Genomic DNA, 16,252 nt, shown 5'->3' on the forward strand with positions numbered 1-16,252 from the left:
GATGTCGGTGCCCCAGCCCATCGGTTACCCCGAGGTCGTGTCCCGCGAATTGTGGTTGGCCGCCCGAATGAGGCTGTTGGAGTCCGAGCGGGCCGTCACCCATCTGCGCGATGCGGTGAACGCCGAACGGCGCCGGTTACCGATGGTCGAGGTGGACAAGGACTACGTGTTCGACGGTCCGTCCGGTGAGGTGGGGTTGCTCGACCTGTTCGAGGGGCGCCGGCAACTTTATGTGCACCATTTCATGTGGCTGGATGACCTCGATCAGGGGTGTCCCAGCTGTACCGCGGCGGCCGATCTGACCTTCACCGAGTCCGATCGCATCCTGCTGAACGCCAAGGACGTCACCTTCGCCTGTGTTTCGCGCGCACCATATGCCAGCATCGCGCGCTACCGCGATCGGCACGGATGGACCTTTCCCTGGTATTCGACGCGCGATGGTGACTTTTCCTATGACTTCCACGTCACGCTCGACCCGGGTCGCGCTGCGGTGCAGTACAACTACAAATCACACGAAGAACTGCGCCGCGACGGTTGGACCGAGGCAGACCTGCGCGGTGATTGGCCCGGCGCGAGTGTCTTCCTGCGGCGCGACAACACGGTGTTTCACACCTACTCCACCTACGCTCGCGGACTCGACCACGCCGCGGTGGGATATCCGTTCCTGGATCTGACTCCCTATGGCCGACAGGAGCCGTGGGAGGACTCACCGCCGGGTTGGCCGCAGCGCGGCGTGGCCGCGGGCATGCCGCATCAGTAAGCGCGCCTGCCGGTCCCACATGTCAAGACAGGTGTCGAGTCGCGCCGAAATGTCGGATTTCGGCACAGGTTGTCCACAAACCGAAACGGACCGCGCATCCACCGCACGCACGCCGGTCCTGAAATTTGCTGACGCGTCGAGATTGAGGCGGATGTGAGCTTTTGGGGCTGAAGGAAACCGTTGATGTGCCTGAGGAACGTGGTCGAGAACTGCACAGTTGTTTCTACAGTGACAGCTGACATCTCAGATCCGACTCGGCGGCGGGCTCGTCGGCAGATTTGCCAGATTTGCACCGCGCGGAGCGCTTTACAAAATGGCGTATATGTAAATTATTTGCTATAAATCAGCCAGTCACGGTTTGCTGAGCGGGACTTATATTACTTCTGGGTAAGTTGGGCAAACCGCCGTCACGTGGGCTAATTTCCTTGCATTGTCGATCCCTGCAGGGTTGGCCCATAACTGGAGAACTGGTGGTCATATGTGGAGTCACGCTCCTCGGTCGGTGCGAGGTATTGCCAACCGGATCGCTGTCGGCGTCACGACTGCCGCACTCGTTGCGGCAACCGGAAGTCAATTCGCTATCCCGGACATAAAGCCGGTGGTCGCCCATCACGTCATGAATGTCGCTGCAATCGACGAATCGCCAAGCACGATCGGCATCGCCGATTCGAATATCTATTTCACCGACAGCCTCGAAGAGGTGCGCGAACACCTCAATTTGATGGAATCGCTGGGTGTCAAGAATGTCCGGCTGCTGGTTCCGTGGATTTTCATGCAGCCGCAGGATCCGATGGGCGGTCCGGTCGATTGGGAACAGGACCTGAACTGGGCCAAACTCGACGAGATCGTTCGGGAGGCGCACAACCGGGGGATGGGCATCCTCGGTGTGTTGCAGTGGTCGCCGGATTGGGCCACCGAGGGGCCGGTCGGCAGCGGACACCCGGCGAACCCGCAGGACTTCGCGGACTTCGCCGCCGCGGTGGCCGACCGCTATCGCGACGAGATCACCGCCTACGAGGTGTGGAACGAGCCCAACGCCTCCTTCTTCTGGAACCCCGTCGATCCGGTCGAGTACACCAAGTTGCTCAAGGCGACCTACAACTCGTTGAAGGCCGTCAACCCAGAAATCACGGTGGTCGGCGCCGTGGTGAGCGCCACCTTGACCTGGGGCGAGACCACCATGAACCCGGTGGATTTCGTCGAGGCGATGTACGCCGCGGGGGCCGACGGATTCTTCGACGCGCTGTCGTTCCATCCGTACAACTTCGATACGAAGTTCTCTGAACAGGACGAGGTCGACTGGCGTGAATTGATGCCACTGTTCCAGGTGCAGAAACTTCGCCACCTGCTGGATCAACATCTCGATCCCGGCGAGGAACAGATAAAGATCTGGATCAGTGAATATGGTTTGCCGACCAGCGTGGTGTCGCCGGAAAAGCAGCAGGCCTTCATCGCCGATCTGTTGAAGGCGTGGCAATCGTTCTCCGGTGGTGGGCCCATTTTCATGTACACCACCAAAGACGATATGAGCGCGATCGGGGACGAACGATTCTTCGGCCTCTTCGATGAGCACGGAAATTTCAAGGGCAGCGCTCAGGCATTCCGCGATTTCAAGCGATTGATCGATTGCCTGGATGGTTGTTCGCCGGAGAATCCGTTGGCGCAACTGGTGCAATTCATCGGGCAACTCGTCACGCAGGTGCTCACCTTCGTGCCCAATCTGGTCGCGTCGGTGGTCTCCACCGTGGCCAACCTGATCGGTTCGATCCTCGGTGGTCTGTCGGGTGCGTCGACGGCGCAGGCCGCCGGGGCCTCGCTGATGGCGGCCGACGATCCCGGCCCCGCGGAGGTGGCCGAGGTGACAGGTCCGACCGATGTCAGCATCGGCGGCTCGACTGCGGATGCCGCGGTTCCCGGCGAGGTGCCGGTCGAAGCCCCGGTCGAGGTTCCGGCCGAAGGTGCGGTCGAGGTGCCTGCCGAGGAGGTGCCGGTGGCCGAGGTCCCCGTCGAGGAGGTGCCTGCCGAGGAGGTGCCGGTGGTCGAAGTGCCCACGGCGGAGGTCCCCGTCGAGGAGGTGCCTGCCGAGGAGGTGCCGGTGGTCGAAGTGCCCACGGCGGAGGTCCCCGTCGAGGAGGTGCCGGTGGCCGAGGTCCCCGTCGAGGAGGTGCCTGCCGAGGAGGTGCCGGTCGTCGAGGTGCCCGCCGAGGAGGCGCCCATCGTGGATCCGGTCGTCGACCCGGTCACCGAGCCGTCGGCGCCCGACACCGGTGCGGTGTCACCCGAGGTGACCGAGCCCGTCGTCGACTCCTCGGAGCCCGCCGACATGTTGACCGAGGATGCGGCGGCCGACACGGTGTCCGAGGCATCCGACGAGCTTCCTTCTCTCGCCGGCGAACGTAGCGCGGCCGCGGCTGCTAAGACCGGTCCCAGGACGGCCGAGCGGCCGTCGGTGACACGGGCGCGCGTCGGCGCCGCGGGGTGAGGCTCGCGGGATAAGAATCCCCGCGATCGCAACCCTGTCCACACGCCGGGCCCGCTGGCAGATTGACACCTGCTGCGGGTGTGGCTGAGTGGCTAGGCACCGGCCTGCAAAGCCGTTTACACGGGTTCGAATCCCGTCACTCGCTCCAGCGGGCGCGCTTGCTTGACGCTGTCTCCGGTGAGGCGCACTGTGATATGCATCACCACAGTGCGATCACCGGGAGGGCGCGGACGATGTCGACCAGGGACAAGTACACGGAGGTTCCCACACCGTTCTCCTGGGACGTGCCCAGCGTCGGTGACGCCCGCTTCACCTGGGAGTACGACGATGGCCGCGCACGACTGCTGTCGCTGTACCAGAAGGGCAAGGACAAGCAGTGGGACGCACAGTCGCGTATCGACTGGTCCCAGGACGTCGATCCGATGAACCCGATCGGCCTGCCTGATGAGTTCCATCCCCTGTTCGGCAGCCCGATGTGGGAATCCGCCGACGACGGCCGCCGCGCCGAGATGCGCAGGCATTCGCAGGCCTGGCAGTTCTCGCAGTTTCTGCACGGCGAGCAGGGCGCGATGGTGTGCGCCGCCAAGATCGTCGAGGTCGTCCCCGATATGGACGCCAAGTTCTATGCCGCCACCCAGACCATGGACGAGGCCCGGCATGTCGAGACCTTTGCGCGTTTCCTGCAGGACAAGGTCGGGATGGTGTACCCGATCAACACCAATCTGACCGCGCTGCTGGAGGACACCCTGCGTGACTCACGTTGGGATATGCCGTATCTGGGCATGCAGGTCCTCATCGAAGGGCTCGCCTTGGCGGCCTTCGGGGTGCTGCGCGATCTGACTCCGCCGAACTCGCTGGCCAAACAACTCCTGGCCTACGTCATGCAGGATGAGGCGCGGCACGTCGCGTTCGGCCGAATCTCCTTGAAGGACTATTACTCCGCGCTGACGACCGCGGAGCGGGCCGAGCGCGAGGAGTTCGTCGTCGAGGCCTGCTATCTGATGCGGGACCGCTTCCGTGGCGAGGAGGTGTTCGAGACATTGGGCCTCGATGTCCGGGAATGCGCGGAATGGGTCGAGACGTCACCGCTGATGATCCAGTTCCGGTCCCATCTGTTCAGTCGCATCGTGCCGATCGTCAAGGACATCGGGCTGTGGGGCGACAAAGTGCAGAAGGCGTTTGCGGACATGGGGGTTCTCGACATGGCGGCCTTCGACATCGACGCGCTGATGCGCGCCGACGAGGATCAGGCCGAGGCGTTGGACAAGGCGCACGCCGAGATGGCGATCCGCAAGGACGAGGTGGACCAGGCGATCGCGGCCGGCGCGAACTGAGTCCTACGGGGTCGTCACGACCACGTCGTCCCAGGTGGCGGTGATCTCGGCCGCGTTGTCGCCGATGGTCTCGCGCAGCATGAGCGCCGCATCTCGCCGCAGTGCGTCACCGTCTGCGAGATAGGTCCCCGACCGCTCGTCGGCGCCGATTCCGATGAGGTGAATGTGCACGGTGGTCAACGTGTCCTCGGTGATCGTGAGTTGCACATCGGCGACCGCGGCCGCGACGGCGGCCGCCGGTTCGGCCAGTGCCCAGGTCAGCAGTTTGGCGAGGGCGATGTGGCTGATACCGATTCCCGGATGTGTCGTGCGGATCAGCTTGCCCTTGCGCGGCAGTTTCGAAATGCGTTGCGCGATATCGCTGCGCAGCTCGGACAACGCCGAATTTGTTTCGGCCCAACGACTGTCGCTGCCGGTATCGGCGTCGGACAGGCCGGCGAATCGGCGGGTCGCATCGGCTATCCACGCCGCCGCCTCGGCGGTTGCTTCGTAATCGTCCTGTGCTGCCGTGCTCATGTGCTCTCCAGTGTTGCGCACGTGACTGCCGGTGTACAGCCGGCCGGTCATCCTCATGGACGGAACTCCTCGAGTGTGGTGGCCAGACGTTTCCGGGTCCGTTGCAGCAATCCGCGCACCGAACCTTCGGTGGTGTGCAGGACGACGGCGATCTCGGCCAGCGGCAGGTCATAAACCTCGCGCAACCACCACGCGGCCCGAGCCGGGTAGGGGAGCAGCGCCAACTCGCGATGCAGCGCCTCGACGAATGCGTTCTGCTCGGCCTGCTGTCCGGGTCCCGGCCGGACGTCGACGGTCTCGAGGGCAGAATCCAGGTCGTTCTGCGGCCGGCGGCGACGCATCGCATCGACGGTCTTGCGGGAGGCCAGCGAGTACAGCCAGGTGCGGAACTTGGAGCGGAAGGCGAATGTCGGCAGCGCCTTCCATGCCGCGATGAACGTCTCCTGGACGATGTCATCGCAGTCGCCGGCTTCGGGATAGGTTTGCCTGACAAATTTCAGCAACGCCGGGCCGTGCCGCACCACCAAGGCGTCGAAGGTCGCCGGATCGCCCCGCTGCGCCCGTCGGGCAAGTGTCTCATCGGGCAGCGCGTCCAGCACGCGGTGTACTTCTCCACTTGGCGCAATCCTTAAACCAGGTGTGTTCTATGTCTCGTGGAAGTGCGCTTGGCCCGGTTCGACGCGACGAACCATGTGAGCCGGGCGAAACGGTCCGAGCTGGAAGAAGTTCGAAGGAGAGCCACATGACCGCTGCAACCCAGTCCCGCGAGGTCACCTCCGCCGCTCAGACAGAAAACGCGGGCAAGGAGCTGGACACGCTCGCCACCGACCACGGTGTCACCACCATCGCCGATGTCGTCGTGTCCAAGATCGCCGGTATCGCGACCCGCGAGGTGGACGGTGTGTACGACCTCGGCGGGCAGGCCGCCCGCGTGGTAGGGAAACTCCGCGAAACTTTGCCGGGTGCGCCCAGCCTGACCCAGGGCGTGCACGTCGAGGTCGGCGAGCGGCAGGCCGCCGTCGATATCGGCATCGTCGCCGAGTACGGCGTGGCGATCCACGATCTGGCCGACGGCATCCGGCACAACGTGATCTCCGCGGTCGAGAACATGACCGGCCTCGAGGTGACCGAGGTCAACATCACGGTGCACGACGTGCATTTCGCCGATGACGAGGCCGGTATCGAGACCCCGTCCGAAGCCCAGCCCCGGGTCCAGTGAGCGCGTCGGGTGAGCGGGTCGACCGCGTCGTGGCGGCGGTGGCGGCCGTCGAAGGCGTGATCGGCCTGCACTCCGGACCCGGTGTGCCCGCCACGTACCTACCCGGCCGCACCGTCGGCGGTATCCGGCTCGGTGAGACCGAAGGCAAGGTGCATGTGGTCCTCGAACTGCGAGGAGCGTTGTTGGGCACCGTCGAACGGGTGCAGCGCGCGGCCAGTACGGCCGCCGGCGTGCCGGTCGACGTGGTGGTGGGAGACGTGACGGCGCCCGAGTCGACGCCGTCGAGGAAGACGCATAGGAGAGTGCGATGACCGGAAAGTACTCGATGCCAGGCCTTTTCGCCGGCCTACTGCTCGCGATAGCAGCAGTCACCGGAGGTCTGATCGGCTTCCTGCTGGCACTCGTGCTCGGCGCCGCCGGCGCCGCCGTCGGTGCGCACCTGGACGGCTCTATCGATCTGACCGCCCTCGGGCGCCGGTCCGGGAGCTGACATGACACCCGACGTGGTCGCACCGGTAGCACCGGCGGCAGCGGTCGCAACGCGCGGTAGCACCATCATCGACGATCGGGTGCGTGCGCGTCTGATCGAGCGTGCGGTGCTGTCGACGCCCGGGGTGGTGGCCCGGCGGACGATCATCCCCGGTCGCACCCTGCCCGCGGTCGCCGTGTCCGGTTGCCGGGGCGCCGTGGACGTGCAGATCGCCGCGTCCTGGCCGGTGGACAGTGCCGCGGTCCTCGCGGCGGCGCGCTCTGCGGTGGTCCGCGAACTCGCGGTCAGTCTCGGTGAACAGCCCGATCGGGTCGACGTGGTGATCGCCAGGGTTGAGTCCGACCGGGCGCCGGCGCAGGTTGCCGACGCCTACGCCGCCGGGGATCAACCCGACGATGCCGGTGTGCCACACCGCCGGTTCGCTCCGAAGCGCGCCGCGGGGGCCACCTTCGCAGGTGTGCTCACCGCGCTCGTCCTCATCACAGTCGGCGCGGTGGCGATCCGTGAGGCTTTGCTGCCGGACGATCCGTGGGTCGCCCCGGCATTGACCGCGGTCGCCGACGCTCAATGGCAATGGTGGACCTGGCCCGCGGCGGTGGCGGCCGCCGTCATCGGATCGGTGCTGCTGGTGATCGCCGTGAAACCCCGACGGCACACCCACGTGTCCGTCGGTGACCACGTCTGGGTGCCACGCGGTTCGGAAAACCTTTGGGCCGAACACGCGAACGAGACTCCAGGAGAACCGCGATGACGTCCGCGTTGCGCGCAACCGACCGCGTGTTGACCGCGGTGCTCGCCGTGCTGCTGCTCGCCGGCGCGGCATGGTTGATCGGCTACGGCCTCGACGCCCCATTCGCCCGGGACGCGGCAGCGCGCATCGACGCTCAAGCGATTGCCGCTGCGCCCGATTGGCCGTGGTGGTCTGCGGCACTGGGAGCCGGCGGTATCACCGCGCTCGTGGTGGGGGCGTGGCTGGTCCTGTTACACCTGCGCCCCCGATCGGTGCACGCGGTGTCGACCGCACACGTCGGTGCCGTCGATCTGACCCGGTTGGCCGACGCGGCGGCAACGGACCTCGGCAAGCACCCGTCCGTCGGGTCGGCGAAGGCGTCGACGCGGACCGTCGCCGGCCGGGCCGTCGTACGGATCACCGCAGAGATCCCGGCCTCCACGCCCCGGACCGAGATCCGCAGCCTCGCACGACGATGCGCCGACGACGTCCGCCGGGCCGCCGACGCCGACGTCGAGTTCCAGTTGCTGGTGAAGCCGATGCCCGCCGCGAGGACGCGGCGCGGGCTCACCTGATGAAGAGCCGCCCAGCGCAGTCGAGGGGACTGCGCTGGGCCCCGATCGGAGCCGCGCGTGCGGCCTCCTCGACGAAAGGAAGTAAGAGATGGGTATTGCCGACGACGCCAAGAACAAGGCCGAGGACTTGAAGGGTCAGGCCAAGGAGACCGTCGGATCGGCCACGGGCGACTCGGATCTGGCGAACGAGGGCAGGGTGAACCAGGCGATCGCTGCGGTCAAGGACACCGTCGCCGACGCGGCCGACAAGGTCAAGGATGGGGTCGATGCCGTCAAGGACAAGCTGACCGGTAAGTGATGGTGATCGCCAGGGGATGCCGGATTGAGCTGGCTCACCGTGTGTGTTCGGCCGCGGGATGGCAAACACCGGAATCGGAAGCGTCATGTTCGTCACCGGAGTGCCTGGCGCGCCCGATGTGGGACTAACATCGGCTTCCGAGCAGCGCCGACGAGACCTCGCCCGACGCGCGGGTGTTGGTGATTCGAGCCCACGGCCGACGAGCGACGGGTTAGGGTCTCGGTTGGCTTGGCAATCGACACTGGGAGGGCATGGATGAGCGCCTATCGGACCGTGGTGGTCGGCACGGACGGATCGGATTCGTCATTGCGTGCGGTGGACCGCGCGGGAGAAATCGCCGCCGGATCGGGGGCCAAGGTGGTCGTGGCGACCGCTTACTTCCCGCAGCACGAAGATCACCACGCCGCCGATGTCCTCAAGGACGAGGGCTACAAGACCACCGGCAACGCTCCGATCTACGCCATCCTGCGTGAGGCCACCGACCGCGCGAAGGCCGCCGGTGCCACCGAGGTCGTCGAGAAGGCCGTCGTCGGCGCTCCCGTCGATGCGCTCGTCGATCTCGCCGAAGAGGTGAAGGCCGACCTGCTGGTGGTCGGCAACGTCGGTCTGAGCACCATCGCCGGCCGCCTGCTCGGATCGGTGCCCGCCAACGTGGCCCGTCGGTCCAAGGTCGATGTGCTGATCGTGCACACGTCCTGAATCGACAGAACTGAAGCGCCGAGGCCCGGCGTCACCCGCAGGTGGCGCCGGGCCTCGGTGTTCCGTGCGCCGACGGCTTTACAAATAGTTTCGCAAGTGTCACGGTAACCGGATGGACTTCGCGCGCGTCGAACTGTCGGACGACGACCTGGTGTTCCGCGATGAACTGCGCGCCTTCCTGGCTGGCATCGTCACCGACGAGGTGATCCGCCGTGATCGGGAGTCCGGCGAAAATTTCGACGAGTCAGTGCATTTGGCGCTCGGTGCGGCCGGCTACCTGGCCGCCGACTACCGATCGGAGGCCGATGGCGGATTCACCGCCGTGCGCAGGCGGATCTGGGAACTGGAGATCGGCCGGGCGCGCACCCCGTGGTTCCATTGGGGCACAACGGCCATGGTCGCCAAGTCGGTGGAGGCTTTCGGTGCACCCGACCTGGTGGCGCGGATCCTGCCCGGTGTGCTCAGCGGGCATCTCAGGCTCTGTCTGGGCTATACCGAGCCAGGTGGCGGTTCGGACGTGGCGACGTGCAAGACCAGGGCGACGCGCGACGGTGCGGACTGGATCATCAATGGCTCCAAGATGTTCACCTCCAACGCTCACAACGCCCAGTACGTCTTCCTGATCACCAATACCGATCCGGCGGCGCCCAAACACCAGAGCCTGACCATGTTCCTGGTCCCGATGGACGCCGACGGTGTCGATGTCCAGCCGATCCGTACCGTCGACGGTGACCGCACGAACATCACCTTCTACAGCGATGTGCGCGTCGCCGACGACCACCGCATCGGCGAGGTGAACGGCGGGTGGACCGTGCTGCGCGAGGCGCTCAATGCCGAACACGGCACGTTCGAACGCGACTCCGGTGGTCTGCAGAAGATCGCCACCATGACCGAGCACATCCTGCTGACCGCAGAAGCCGTCGACAGCGTGGCGGCCGTCGCCGAACCGGATCACCGGCTCGGTCGAGCCGTGGCACGCCTGGAAGCGGCCATGAGTGCACCGGACATGTTCGGTCGCATCGCCATCGCGCAGACCATGCGCGATATCGCCCCGGATCTGATGGACATCCTCGGTTCGGCGGGTGCGCTGCCGGTGGACAGTCCCGGCGCCGCGGCCGACGGTGCCCCCGAGTACATCTTCCGGCTGGCGGGGCCGACCGGGATCTACGGCGGAACGCTGGAGGTGTTCCGCAACATGATCGCCCAGCACGCACTCGGCCTGCCACGGCCGATCTACGCCTCTGCGAAGGAAACTCGATGAAGTTCGCGTTCACCTATCCGATGCACAGCCACCCCTACAATCCGGAACTCGCCAGTGGTGTCGGGGTGGCGGCGGTGGCGGCCGTGGCCGAGGCCGCCGGGTTCGGGGGTTTCGGATTCACAGATCATCCGGCGCCGACCCAGAAGTGGTTGGATGCCGGCGGGCATGATGCCCTGGATCCGTTCGTGGCGATGGGTTTCGCAGCGGCGCACACCAGCACACTTCGCCTCATACCGAATGTCGTCGTGCTGCCCTACCGCAATCCGTTCGTCGTCGCCAAGGCCGGTGCGACGCTGGACCTGCTGTCGCGCGGACGGTTCACCCTGGCCGTCGGTGTGGGCTACCTCAAACGCGAATTCGCGGCCCTCGGCGTCGATTTCGAGCAGCGGGGTGCGCTGGTCGAGGAGGCGCTGAAGACCATCCGCGCCGTGTGGTCCGGTGATGACGTCAGCGTCGAGGGCAGCCACTTCGAAGCCGTCGGTATCACCGCGCATCCCAGACCGTCGGTGCCGCCGCCGATCTGGATCGGCGGGAATACCGCGGCTGCCCGCCGCCGCGTCGCCGAACACGGTGACGGCTGGTGTCCGTTCCCGGCCGCCGGTGTGCTCGCCCAGACCGCGCGGACCGACCCGATGGACTCGCTGGAGACGTTGCGGGCCGGTATCGCCGATCTGCATCGCCGGTTGCACGCCGCGGGCCGTGATCCGGCCGCGGTGGACATCACCTTCAGCAACGCGGTCGGCGGTGTGCCGGGCGCGCCGGATTTCGACGCGACGGCATATCTCGACGGGGTGGGGAAGCTGGCCGATATCGGCGTCAGCTGGATCCAGGTGCAGGTTCCCGGCGACAGCCTGGAACACACGACCGAGGTGATCACCCGATTCGGCGACCAGGTGATCAGCAAGGTCTGAGCGCTACCAGCCCATCGAGCCCTGGACGCCCTTGAAGGGTCCCGTCACCCAGCTGGTGATCCAGCCACCGTAGAAATTACCGGGCTGCGGTGTGACGGTCTCACCGTTGACGGTGCACCGATCGACCGCGGCGGCCATCACGGCGACGGCGTCGGCGATCGGTTCGAAACCACGCGTTGGTGCCGGATAGGTCCACGCGGCGCGCGGCGCCACGGTGTCGCCCGACACCAGATCGAAGTAGCCGGCCGCACCCTTCCACTCACACCATGACGATCCCGCCGCGGGTCGCAGCGCCCCGGCGGTGAACGCCTGCTGCGGCAGATAGTAGGTCGGCGGATGGCTCGTCTCCAGGACGCGCCAGCCGCGGTCCGTGGTCGCGATCCGCTGCCCGCCGAGGTCGATGGTGATCGACCCGCGGAACTCCTCCAGCCGGGGTGGCCGGGGATAATCCCACACCGACTCCTGGCCGGGACCGGGCTTGTCGGGTTCCGGTCTCACCAGCCGCGCTGCTTCCATTCGGCCAGGTGCGGGCGTTCGGCACCCAGCGTCGTGTCATCACCGTGGCCCGGATAGACCACGGTGGAATCCGGGTATACGTCGAACAGCTTGTCCGACACATCGCCGAGCAACCGCTCGAAGTCGCCGTCCTTCCAGGTCTTGCCGACCCCGCCGGGGAACAGGCAGTCCCCGGTGAACAGGTGGGTGACTTCACCATCGGCGTCCTTGAGCGCCAGTGCGACCGAACCCTCGGTGTGACCTTGGAGGTGGATCACATCGAAGGTGAGTTTCCCGACCGTGACGGTGTCGCCGTCGGCGAGGATGCGATCCGGGGTGACCGGCAGCGGCTCGGCATCGAGCGCGTGTGCGGCGGTGGGTGCGCCGGTGGCGGCCGCCACAGACTCCAGCGCCTGCCAGTGGTCGAAGTGCTGGTGACTGGTGACGATCAGGTCCACACCCGGGGTGTGCTCCCTGATCAGCCCGATCAGTCGGTCGGCATCATTGGCGGCGTCGATGAGCAGCGTCTTCCCGCTCGCGGAACACGTGACGAGGTAGGCGTTGTTGTCCATCGGGCCGACCGAGGCCTTCACGATGGTCGCGGCGGGCAGTGTCCGCCGCGCCGCGCAACCAGGGTCGACATGGCCGGTGTAGGTCTCGGTGAACGGGGTGTGTGGGCTGGTCACACTCACACGCTAGCGGGCTTGTCGGTGGGGGCACTTAGCATGGGCGATGAATTCTGTCTTGGGAGGAAAACCCGTTGTCTGACCGTCTGATCGTCAAGGGCGCGCGCGAGCACAACCTGCGCGGAGTCGATCTTGATCTGCCGCGCGACGCCCTGATCGTCTTCACCGGGCTGTCCGGCTCGGGGAAGTCCTCGCTGGCCTTCGACACCATCTTCGCCGAGGGCCAGCGCCGCTATGTCGAGTCGCTGTCGGCCTATGCCCGGCAGTTCCTCGGGCAGATGGACAAGCCCGACGTCGACTTCATCGAGGGTCTGTCACCGGCGGTGTCGATCGACCAGAAGTCCACCAACCGCAACCCGCGCTCGACGGTCGGCACCATCACCGAGGTGTACGACTACCTGCGTCTGCTCTACGCGCGCGCCGGGACCCCGCACTGCCCCGTCTGTGGGGAGCGCATCGCCCGCCAGACGCCCCAGCAGATCGTCGACCAGGTGCTGGCGATGGAGGAGGGCGCCAAGTTCCAGGTGCTGGCGCCGGTGGTGCGCACCCGCAAGGGCGAGTTCGTGGACCTGTTCGACAAGCTCAACACCCAGGGGTACAGCCGGGTGCGCGTCGACGGTGTGGTCTATCCGCTGACCGACCCGCCCAAGCTCAAGAAGCAGGAGAAGCACGATATCGAGGTGGTCGTGGACCGCCTGACGGTCAAGGCGTCCTCCAAGCAGCGGCTCACCGACTCGGTCGAGACCGCGCTCGGTCTGGCCGACGGCATCGTGGTGCTCGACTTCGTCGACCGCGCCGAGACCGATCCGCACCGCGAGCAGCGGTTCTCCGAGAAGCTGGCCTGTCCCAACGGCCACCCACTGGCGGTCGACGATCTGGAACCACGGTCGTTCTCGTTCAACTCGCCGTATGGCGCCTGCCCGGAGTGCACCGGCCTGGGCATCAAGAAGGAGGTCGATCCGGATCTGGTGGTGCCGGATCCGGAGCTGACACTGGCCGAAGGGGCGGTGGCCCCCTGGTCCATGGGGCACACCTCGGAGTACTTCACCCGAATGATGTCCGGGCTGGGCGACGAGATGGGGTTCGACGTCAACACCCCATGGAAGAAGCTGCCCGCCAAGGCGCGCAAAGCCATCCTCGAGGGTTCCGATCATCAGGTGCACGTCCGCTACAAGAATCGGTACGGGCGTACCCGGTCCTATTATGCCGATTTCGAGGGTGTGCTCGCCTTCCTGCAGCGCCGCATGGAGCAGACCGATTCCGAGCAGATGAAGGAGCGGTACGAGGGCTTCATGCGCGACATCCCGTGCCCGGAATGCTCCGGCACGCGGCTCAAGCCTGAGATCCTGGCCGTCACCCTGGCGGCCGGCGAGTTCGGCGCGAAGTCGATCGCCGAGGTCGCCGAACTGTCGATCGCCGACTGTGCGGACTTCCTCAACGCCCTCACCCTGGGTGCCCGCGAGCAGGCCATCGCCGGGCAGGTGCTCAAGGAGATCCAGTCGCGGCTGGGCTTCCTGCTCGACGTGGGGTTGGAGTACCTGTCGCTGTCGCGGGCCGCCGCGACGCTGTCCGGTGGCGAGGCGCAACGTATCCGGTTGGCCACCCAGATCGGATCCGGTCTGGTGGGCGTGCTGTATGTGCTCGACGAGCCGTCCATCGGGCTACACCAGCGCGACAACCGCAAGCTGATCGACACTTTGGTGCGGTTGCGCAATCTGGGCAACACACTGATCGTCGTCGAGCACGACCTGGACACCATCGCCCATGCCGACTGGGTGGTCGACATCGGCCCCGCCGCGGGCGAGCACGGTGGCCGCATCGTGCACAGCGGTTCCTACCAAGACCTGCTCCGTAATCCCGAATCGCTCACCGGCGCTTACCTTTCGGGCAAGGAGAGCATCGAGGTCCCGGCGATCCGCCGGCCGGTGGACCGCAAACGCCAGCTCACCGTCGTCGGCGCCCGCGAGCACAATCTGAAGGATGTCGAGGTCGCGTTCCCACTCGGCGTGCTCACCTCCGTCACCGGTGTGTCCGGATCCGGTAAGTCGACATTGGTCAACGACATCCTGGCGACGGTGCTGGCCAACAAGCTCAACGGGGCGCGACAGGTCCCGGGCCGGCACACCCGGATCAACGGTATCGATCAACTCGACAAGCTGGTGCGCGTCGACCAGTCGCCGATCGGTCGCACACCGCGGTCCAACCCGGCTACCTACACCGGTGTGTTCGACAAGATCCGCACGTTGTTCGCCGCGACCACCGAGGCCAAGGTGCGCGGCTATCAGCCGGGCCGATTCTCCTTCAACGTCAAGGGCGGCCGCTGCGAGGCTTGCTCGGGTGACGGCACGCTGAAGATCGAGATGAACTTCCTGCCCGACGTGTACGTGCCGTGCGAGGTCTGCCACGGTGCGCGGTACAACCGCGAGACCCTCGAGGTGCACTACAAGGGCAAGACCATCTCCGAGGTGCTGGACATGCCGATCGAGGAGGCCACCGAGTTCTTCGAGCCGATCAGCTCCATCCACCGGTACCTGAAGACGCTTGTCGACGTGGGTCTGGGTTATGTGCGGCTGGGCCAGCCGGCGCCGACGCTGTCCGGCGGTGAGGCGCAGCGTGTGAAGTTGGCCGCCGAACTGCAGAAGCGCTCCACCGGGCGCACCGTCTACATCCTGGACGAGCCGACCACCGGATTGCACTTCGAGGACATCCGCAAGCTGCTCAAGGTCATCAACGGCCTGGTCGACAAGGGCAATACCGTCATCGTCATCGAGCACAACCTCGATGTCATCAAGACCTCGGACTGGATCGTCGACATGGGGCCCGAGGGCGGCGCCGGGGGCGGTACCGTCGTGGCGGCGGGCACTCCGGAGGATGTCGCGGCGACACCAGGCAGCTACACCGGGCAGTTCCTGGTCGAGATGCTCGATCCGGCGCCTGTCGAGGAGGCACCGGCACCCAAGACGCGGCGGCGTCGCAGCAAGGTCAGCGCCTGACGGCGGACGCCAGTTTCCTTGCGGCGTCAAGGCCGCTGGGTTGAGTACCGTCGGACAGCACGCTGAGGTAGACGTGGTCGGCGCCGGCGTCCCGATGGCGGGCGACGCGGGCGGCGATATCGTCGGCGGTGCCCCAGGCGACGAATGCGTCGACGAGTCGGTCGCCGAGAGTTTCGATATCGCAGTCCGAGAACCCTTGTCGTCGTGCGGAGTTGATGTAGCCGGGCATGGTCATCAGGAACTTCAGGGGCACGCGGGCGGTGCGCCGCGCGGCATCCGGGTCGGTGTCGAGCACGGCGTACTGTCCCACCGCGAGGGCTGCCTCCGCTCCCAGTCGAATTCGTGCTGCGGCGGTGTACTCCGGGGTGACCATGCCCGGCATCGCACCGGCGAATCGATCCCGGGCGATATCGAGTTTGCGTGGTCCGAAGGCCGCGAGCAGGCGACGGTCGCGGGGGATTTGGGCGAGCTGATCGACGTAATCCTTCAACGCTGACAACGGTTTCTGTTGTGACGATCCCAGTCCGATCAGCAACCGGCCCGGGGTGTCGGCCTCGGCCCGGCGGTACAGGTCGACGACATCGGCGGGGCGGTACAGATCCGGCGGGATGATGGCGGGAGCGACATGCACCCGTTCCGTCGCGGCCAACAGATCGGTGAGGACAGCAAGTCGATCGATCTGACCACCGTTGACCCACAGGGTGTCGCACCCGAGATCGGCGATCTGCTGGGCGTCCGGGTCGGTCGGGTCGACGGCGAAGCCGTACTGTCCGAGTTCCATGCCGTCAGGGTAGAACCGCAAG

At 66.2% G+C, this 16,252-nt stretch carries 18 protein-coding genes and 1 tRNA gene; 14 read left to right on the forward strand and 5 right to left on the reverse strand.

The annotated features are described in order from the left end of the window. Window positions 1-7 precede the first annotated feature (7 nt). From ACWDUN_RS27765 to ACWDUN_RS27780, 4 genes are all read left to right on the forward strand, one after another. Complete coding sequence (locus ACWDUN_RS27765) at window positions 8-760, forward strand: DUF899 domain-containing protein (RefSeq protein WP_449933791.1); 753 nt, start codon at window positions 8-10, stop codon at window positions 758-760. 616 nt (window positions 761-1,376) lie between these two features. After that, the gene (locus ACWDUN_RS27770; protein ID WP_449933793.1) at window positions 1,377-3,242 is read left to right on the forward strand and encodes a cellulase family glycosylhydrolase; all 1,866 of its coding nucleotides are present in this window, start codon (window positions 1,377-1,379) and stop codon (window positions 3,240-3,242) included. A 74-nt stretch (window positions 3,243-3,316) separates the two neighbouring features. Further along, window positions 3,317-3,390: transfer RNA gene (locus ACWDUN_RS27775), tRNA-Cys, on the forward strand. An 85-nt stretch (window positions 3,391-3,475) separates the two neighbouring features. Next, window positions 3,476-4,576, forward strand: a complete 1,101-nt coding sequence (locus ACWDUN_RS27780) for a ferritin-like domain-containing protein (RefSeq protein ID WP_449933795.1) — start codon at window positions 3,476-3,478, stop codon at window positions 4,574-4,576. Window positions 4,577-4,579: 3 nt separating this feature from the next. On the opposite strand, the gene ACWDUN_RS27785 is transcribed toward ACWDUN_RS27780, so the two are convergent. Both ACWDUN_RS27785 and ACWDUN_RS27790 read right to left on the reverse strand, forming a co-directional pair. Further along, a complete protein-coding gene (locus ACWDUN_RS27785) occupies window positions 4,580-5,092 on the reverse strand; it encodes a hypothetical protein (protein WP_449933797.1) in 513 nt (170 codons plus the stop codon). A gap of 53 nt (window positions 5,093-5,145) precedes the next feature. Then, window positions 5,146-5,718, reverse strand: a complete 573-nt coding sequence (locus ACWDUN_RS27790) for an RNA polymerase sigma factor (protein WP_449933894.1) — start codon at window positions 5,716-5,718, stop codon at window positions 5,146-5,148. 116 nt (window positions 5,719-5,834) lie between these two features. On the opposite strand from ACWDUN_RS27790, the gene ACWDUN_RS27795 reads away from it, so the two are divergent. The 9 genes from ACWDUN_RS27795 (at window position 5,835) to ACWDUN_RS27835 (ending at window position 11,275) form a co-directional block, all read left to right on the forward strand. Next, window positions 5,835-6,311 (forward strand): Asp23/Gls24 family envelope stress response protein, encoded by a 477-nt coding sequence (locus ACWDUN_RS27795; RefSeq protein ID WP_449933799.1) that lies wholly within the window; start codon window positions 5,835-5,837, stop codon window positions 6,309-6,311. Next, window positions 6,308-6,622 carry a hypothetical protein gene (locus ACWDUN_RS27800; protein WP_449933801.1) on the forward strand — a complete coding sequence of 105 codons (315 nt, stop codon included), beginning with the start codon at window positions 6,308-6,310 and terminating at the stop codon, window positions 6,620-6,622. The genes ACWDUN_RS27795 and ACWDUN_RS27800 overlap by 4 nt, the downstream gene beginning before the upstream one ends. A gap of 14 nt (window positions 6,623-6,636) precedes the next feature. Then, on the forward strand, window positions 6,637-6,801 hold the full coding sequence (locus ACWDUN_RS27805) for a DUF2273 domain-containing protein (protein ID WP_449933896.1): 165 nt from the start codon (window positions 6,637-6,639) through the stop codon (window positions 6,799-6,801). Between the two features lies 1 nt (window position 6,802). Then, a complete protein-coding gene (locus ACWDUN_RS27810; RefSeq protein WP_449933803.1) occupies window positions 6,803-7,552 on the forward strand; it encodes a hypothetical protein in 750 nt (249 codons plus the stop codon). Continuing rightward, window positions 7,549-8,106 (forward strand): hypothetical protein, encoded by a 558-nt coding sequence (locus tag ACWDUN_RS27815; protein ID WP_449933805.1) that lies wholly within the window; start codon window positions 7,549-7,551, stop codon window positions 8,104-8,106. The genes ACWDUN_RS27810 and ACWDUN_RS27815 overlap by 4 nt, the downstream gene beginning before the upstream one ends. 88 nt (window positions 8,107-8,194) lie before the next feature. Further along, entirely contained in the window at window positions 8,195-8,404 is a 210-nt protein-coding gene (locus ACWDUN_RS27820; protein WP_449933807.1) for a CsbD family protein, read from the forward strand. A 255-nt stretch (window positions 8,405-8,659) separates the two neighbouring features. Further along, window positions 8,660-9,103 (forward strand): universal stress protein, encoded by a 444-nt coding sequence (locus ACWDUN_RS27825; RefSeq protein WP_449933809.1) that lies wholly within the window; start codon window positions 8,660-8,662, stop codon window positions 9,101-9,103. Between the two features lie 112 nt (window positions 9,104-9,215). Next, window positions 9,216-10,364: an acyl-CoA dehydrogenase family protein gene (locus tag ACWDUN_RS27830; protein WP_449933810.1), complete on the forward strand. Its 1,149-nt coding sequence runs from the start codon at window positions 9,216-9,218 to the stop codon at window positions 10,362-10,364. Further along, the gene (locus tag ACWDUN_RS27835; RefSeq protein ID WP_449933812.1) at window positions 10,361-11,275 is read left to right on the forward strand and encodes an LLM class F420-dependent oxidoreductase; all 915 of its coding nucleotides are present in this window, start codon (window positions 10,361-10,363) and stop codon (window positions 11,273-11,275) included. Before ACWDUN_RS27830 ends, ACWDUN_RS27835 begins: the two co-directional genes overlap by 4 nt. 3 nt (window positions 11,276-11,278) lie before the next feature. Here the strand turns inward: ACWDUN_RS27835 and ACWDUN_RS27840 are convergent, their stop codons facing one another. Beyond that, window positions 11,279-11,791, reverse strand: coding sequence for a DUF427 domain-containing protein (locus ACWDUN_RS27840; RefSeq protein ID WP_449933813.1), 513 nt, complete (start codon window positions 11,789-11,791; stop codon window positions 11,279-11,281). Beyond that, a complete protein-coding gene (locus ACWDUN_RS27845) occupies window positions 11,770-12,456 on the reverse strand; it encodes an MBL fold metallo-hydrolase (RefSeq protein WP_449933815.1) in 687 nt (228 codons plus the stop codon). The genes ACWDUN_RS27840 and ACWDUN_RS27845 overlap by 22 nt, the downstream gene beginning before the upstream one ends. Before the next feature lie 74 nt (window positions 12,457-12,530). On the opposite strand from ACWDUN_RS27845, the gene uvrA reads away from it, so the two are divergent. Continuing rightward, the gene (gene uvrA, locus ACWDUN_RS27850) at window positions 12,531-15,449 is read left to right on the forward strand and encodes an excinuclease ABC subunit UvrA (protein WP_449933817.1); all 2,919 of its coding nucleotides are present in this window, start codon (window positions 12,531-12,533) and stop codon (window positions 15,447-15,449) included. Here the strand turns inward: uvrA and ACWDUN_RS27855 are convergent. Then, the gene (locus ACWDUN_RS27855) at window positions 15,439-16,230 is read right to left on the reverse strand and encodes a TIGR03620 family F420-dependent LLM class oxidoreductase (protein WP_449933819.1); all 792 of its coding nucleotides are present in this window, start codon (window positions 16,228-16,230) and stop codon (window positions 15,439-15,441) included. The genes uvrA and ACWDUN_RS27855 overlap by 11 nt on opposite strands. Window positions 16,231-16,252: the final 22 nt, after the last annotated feature.

It is taken from the genome of Mycobacterium sp. NPDC003323, from assembly GCF_053589535.1.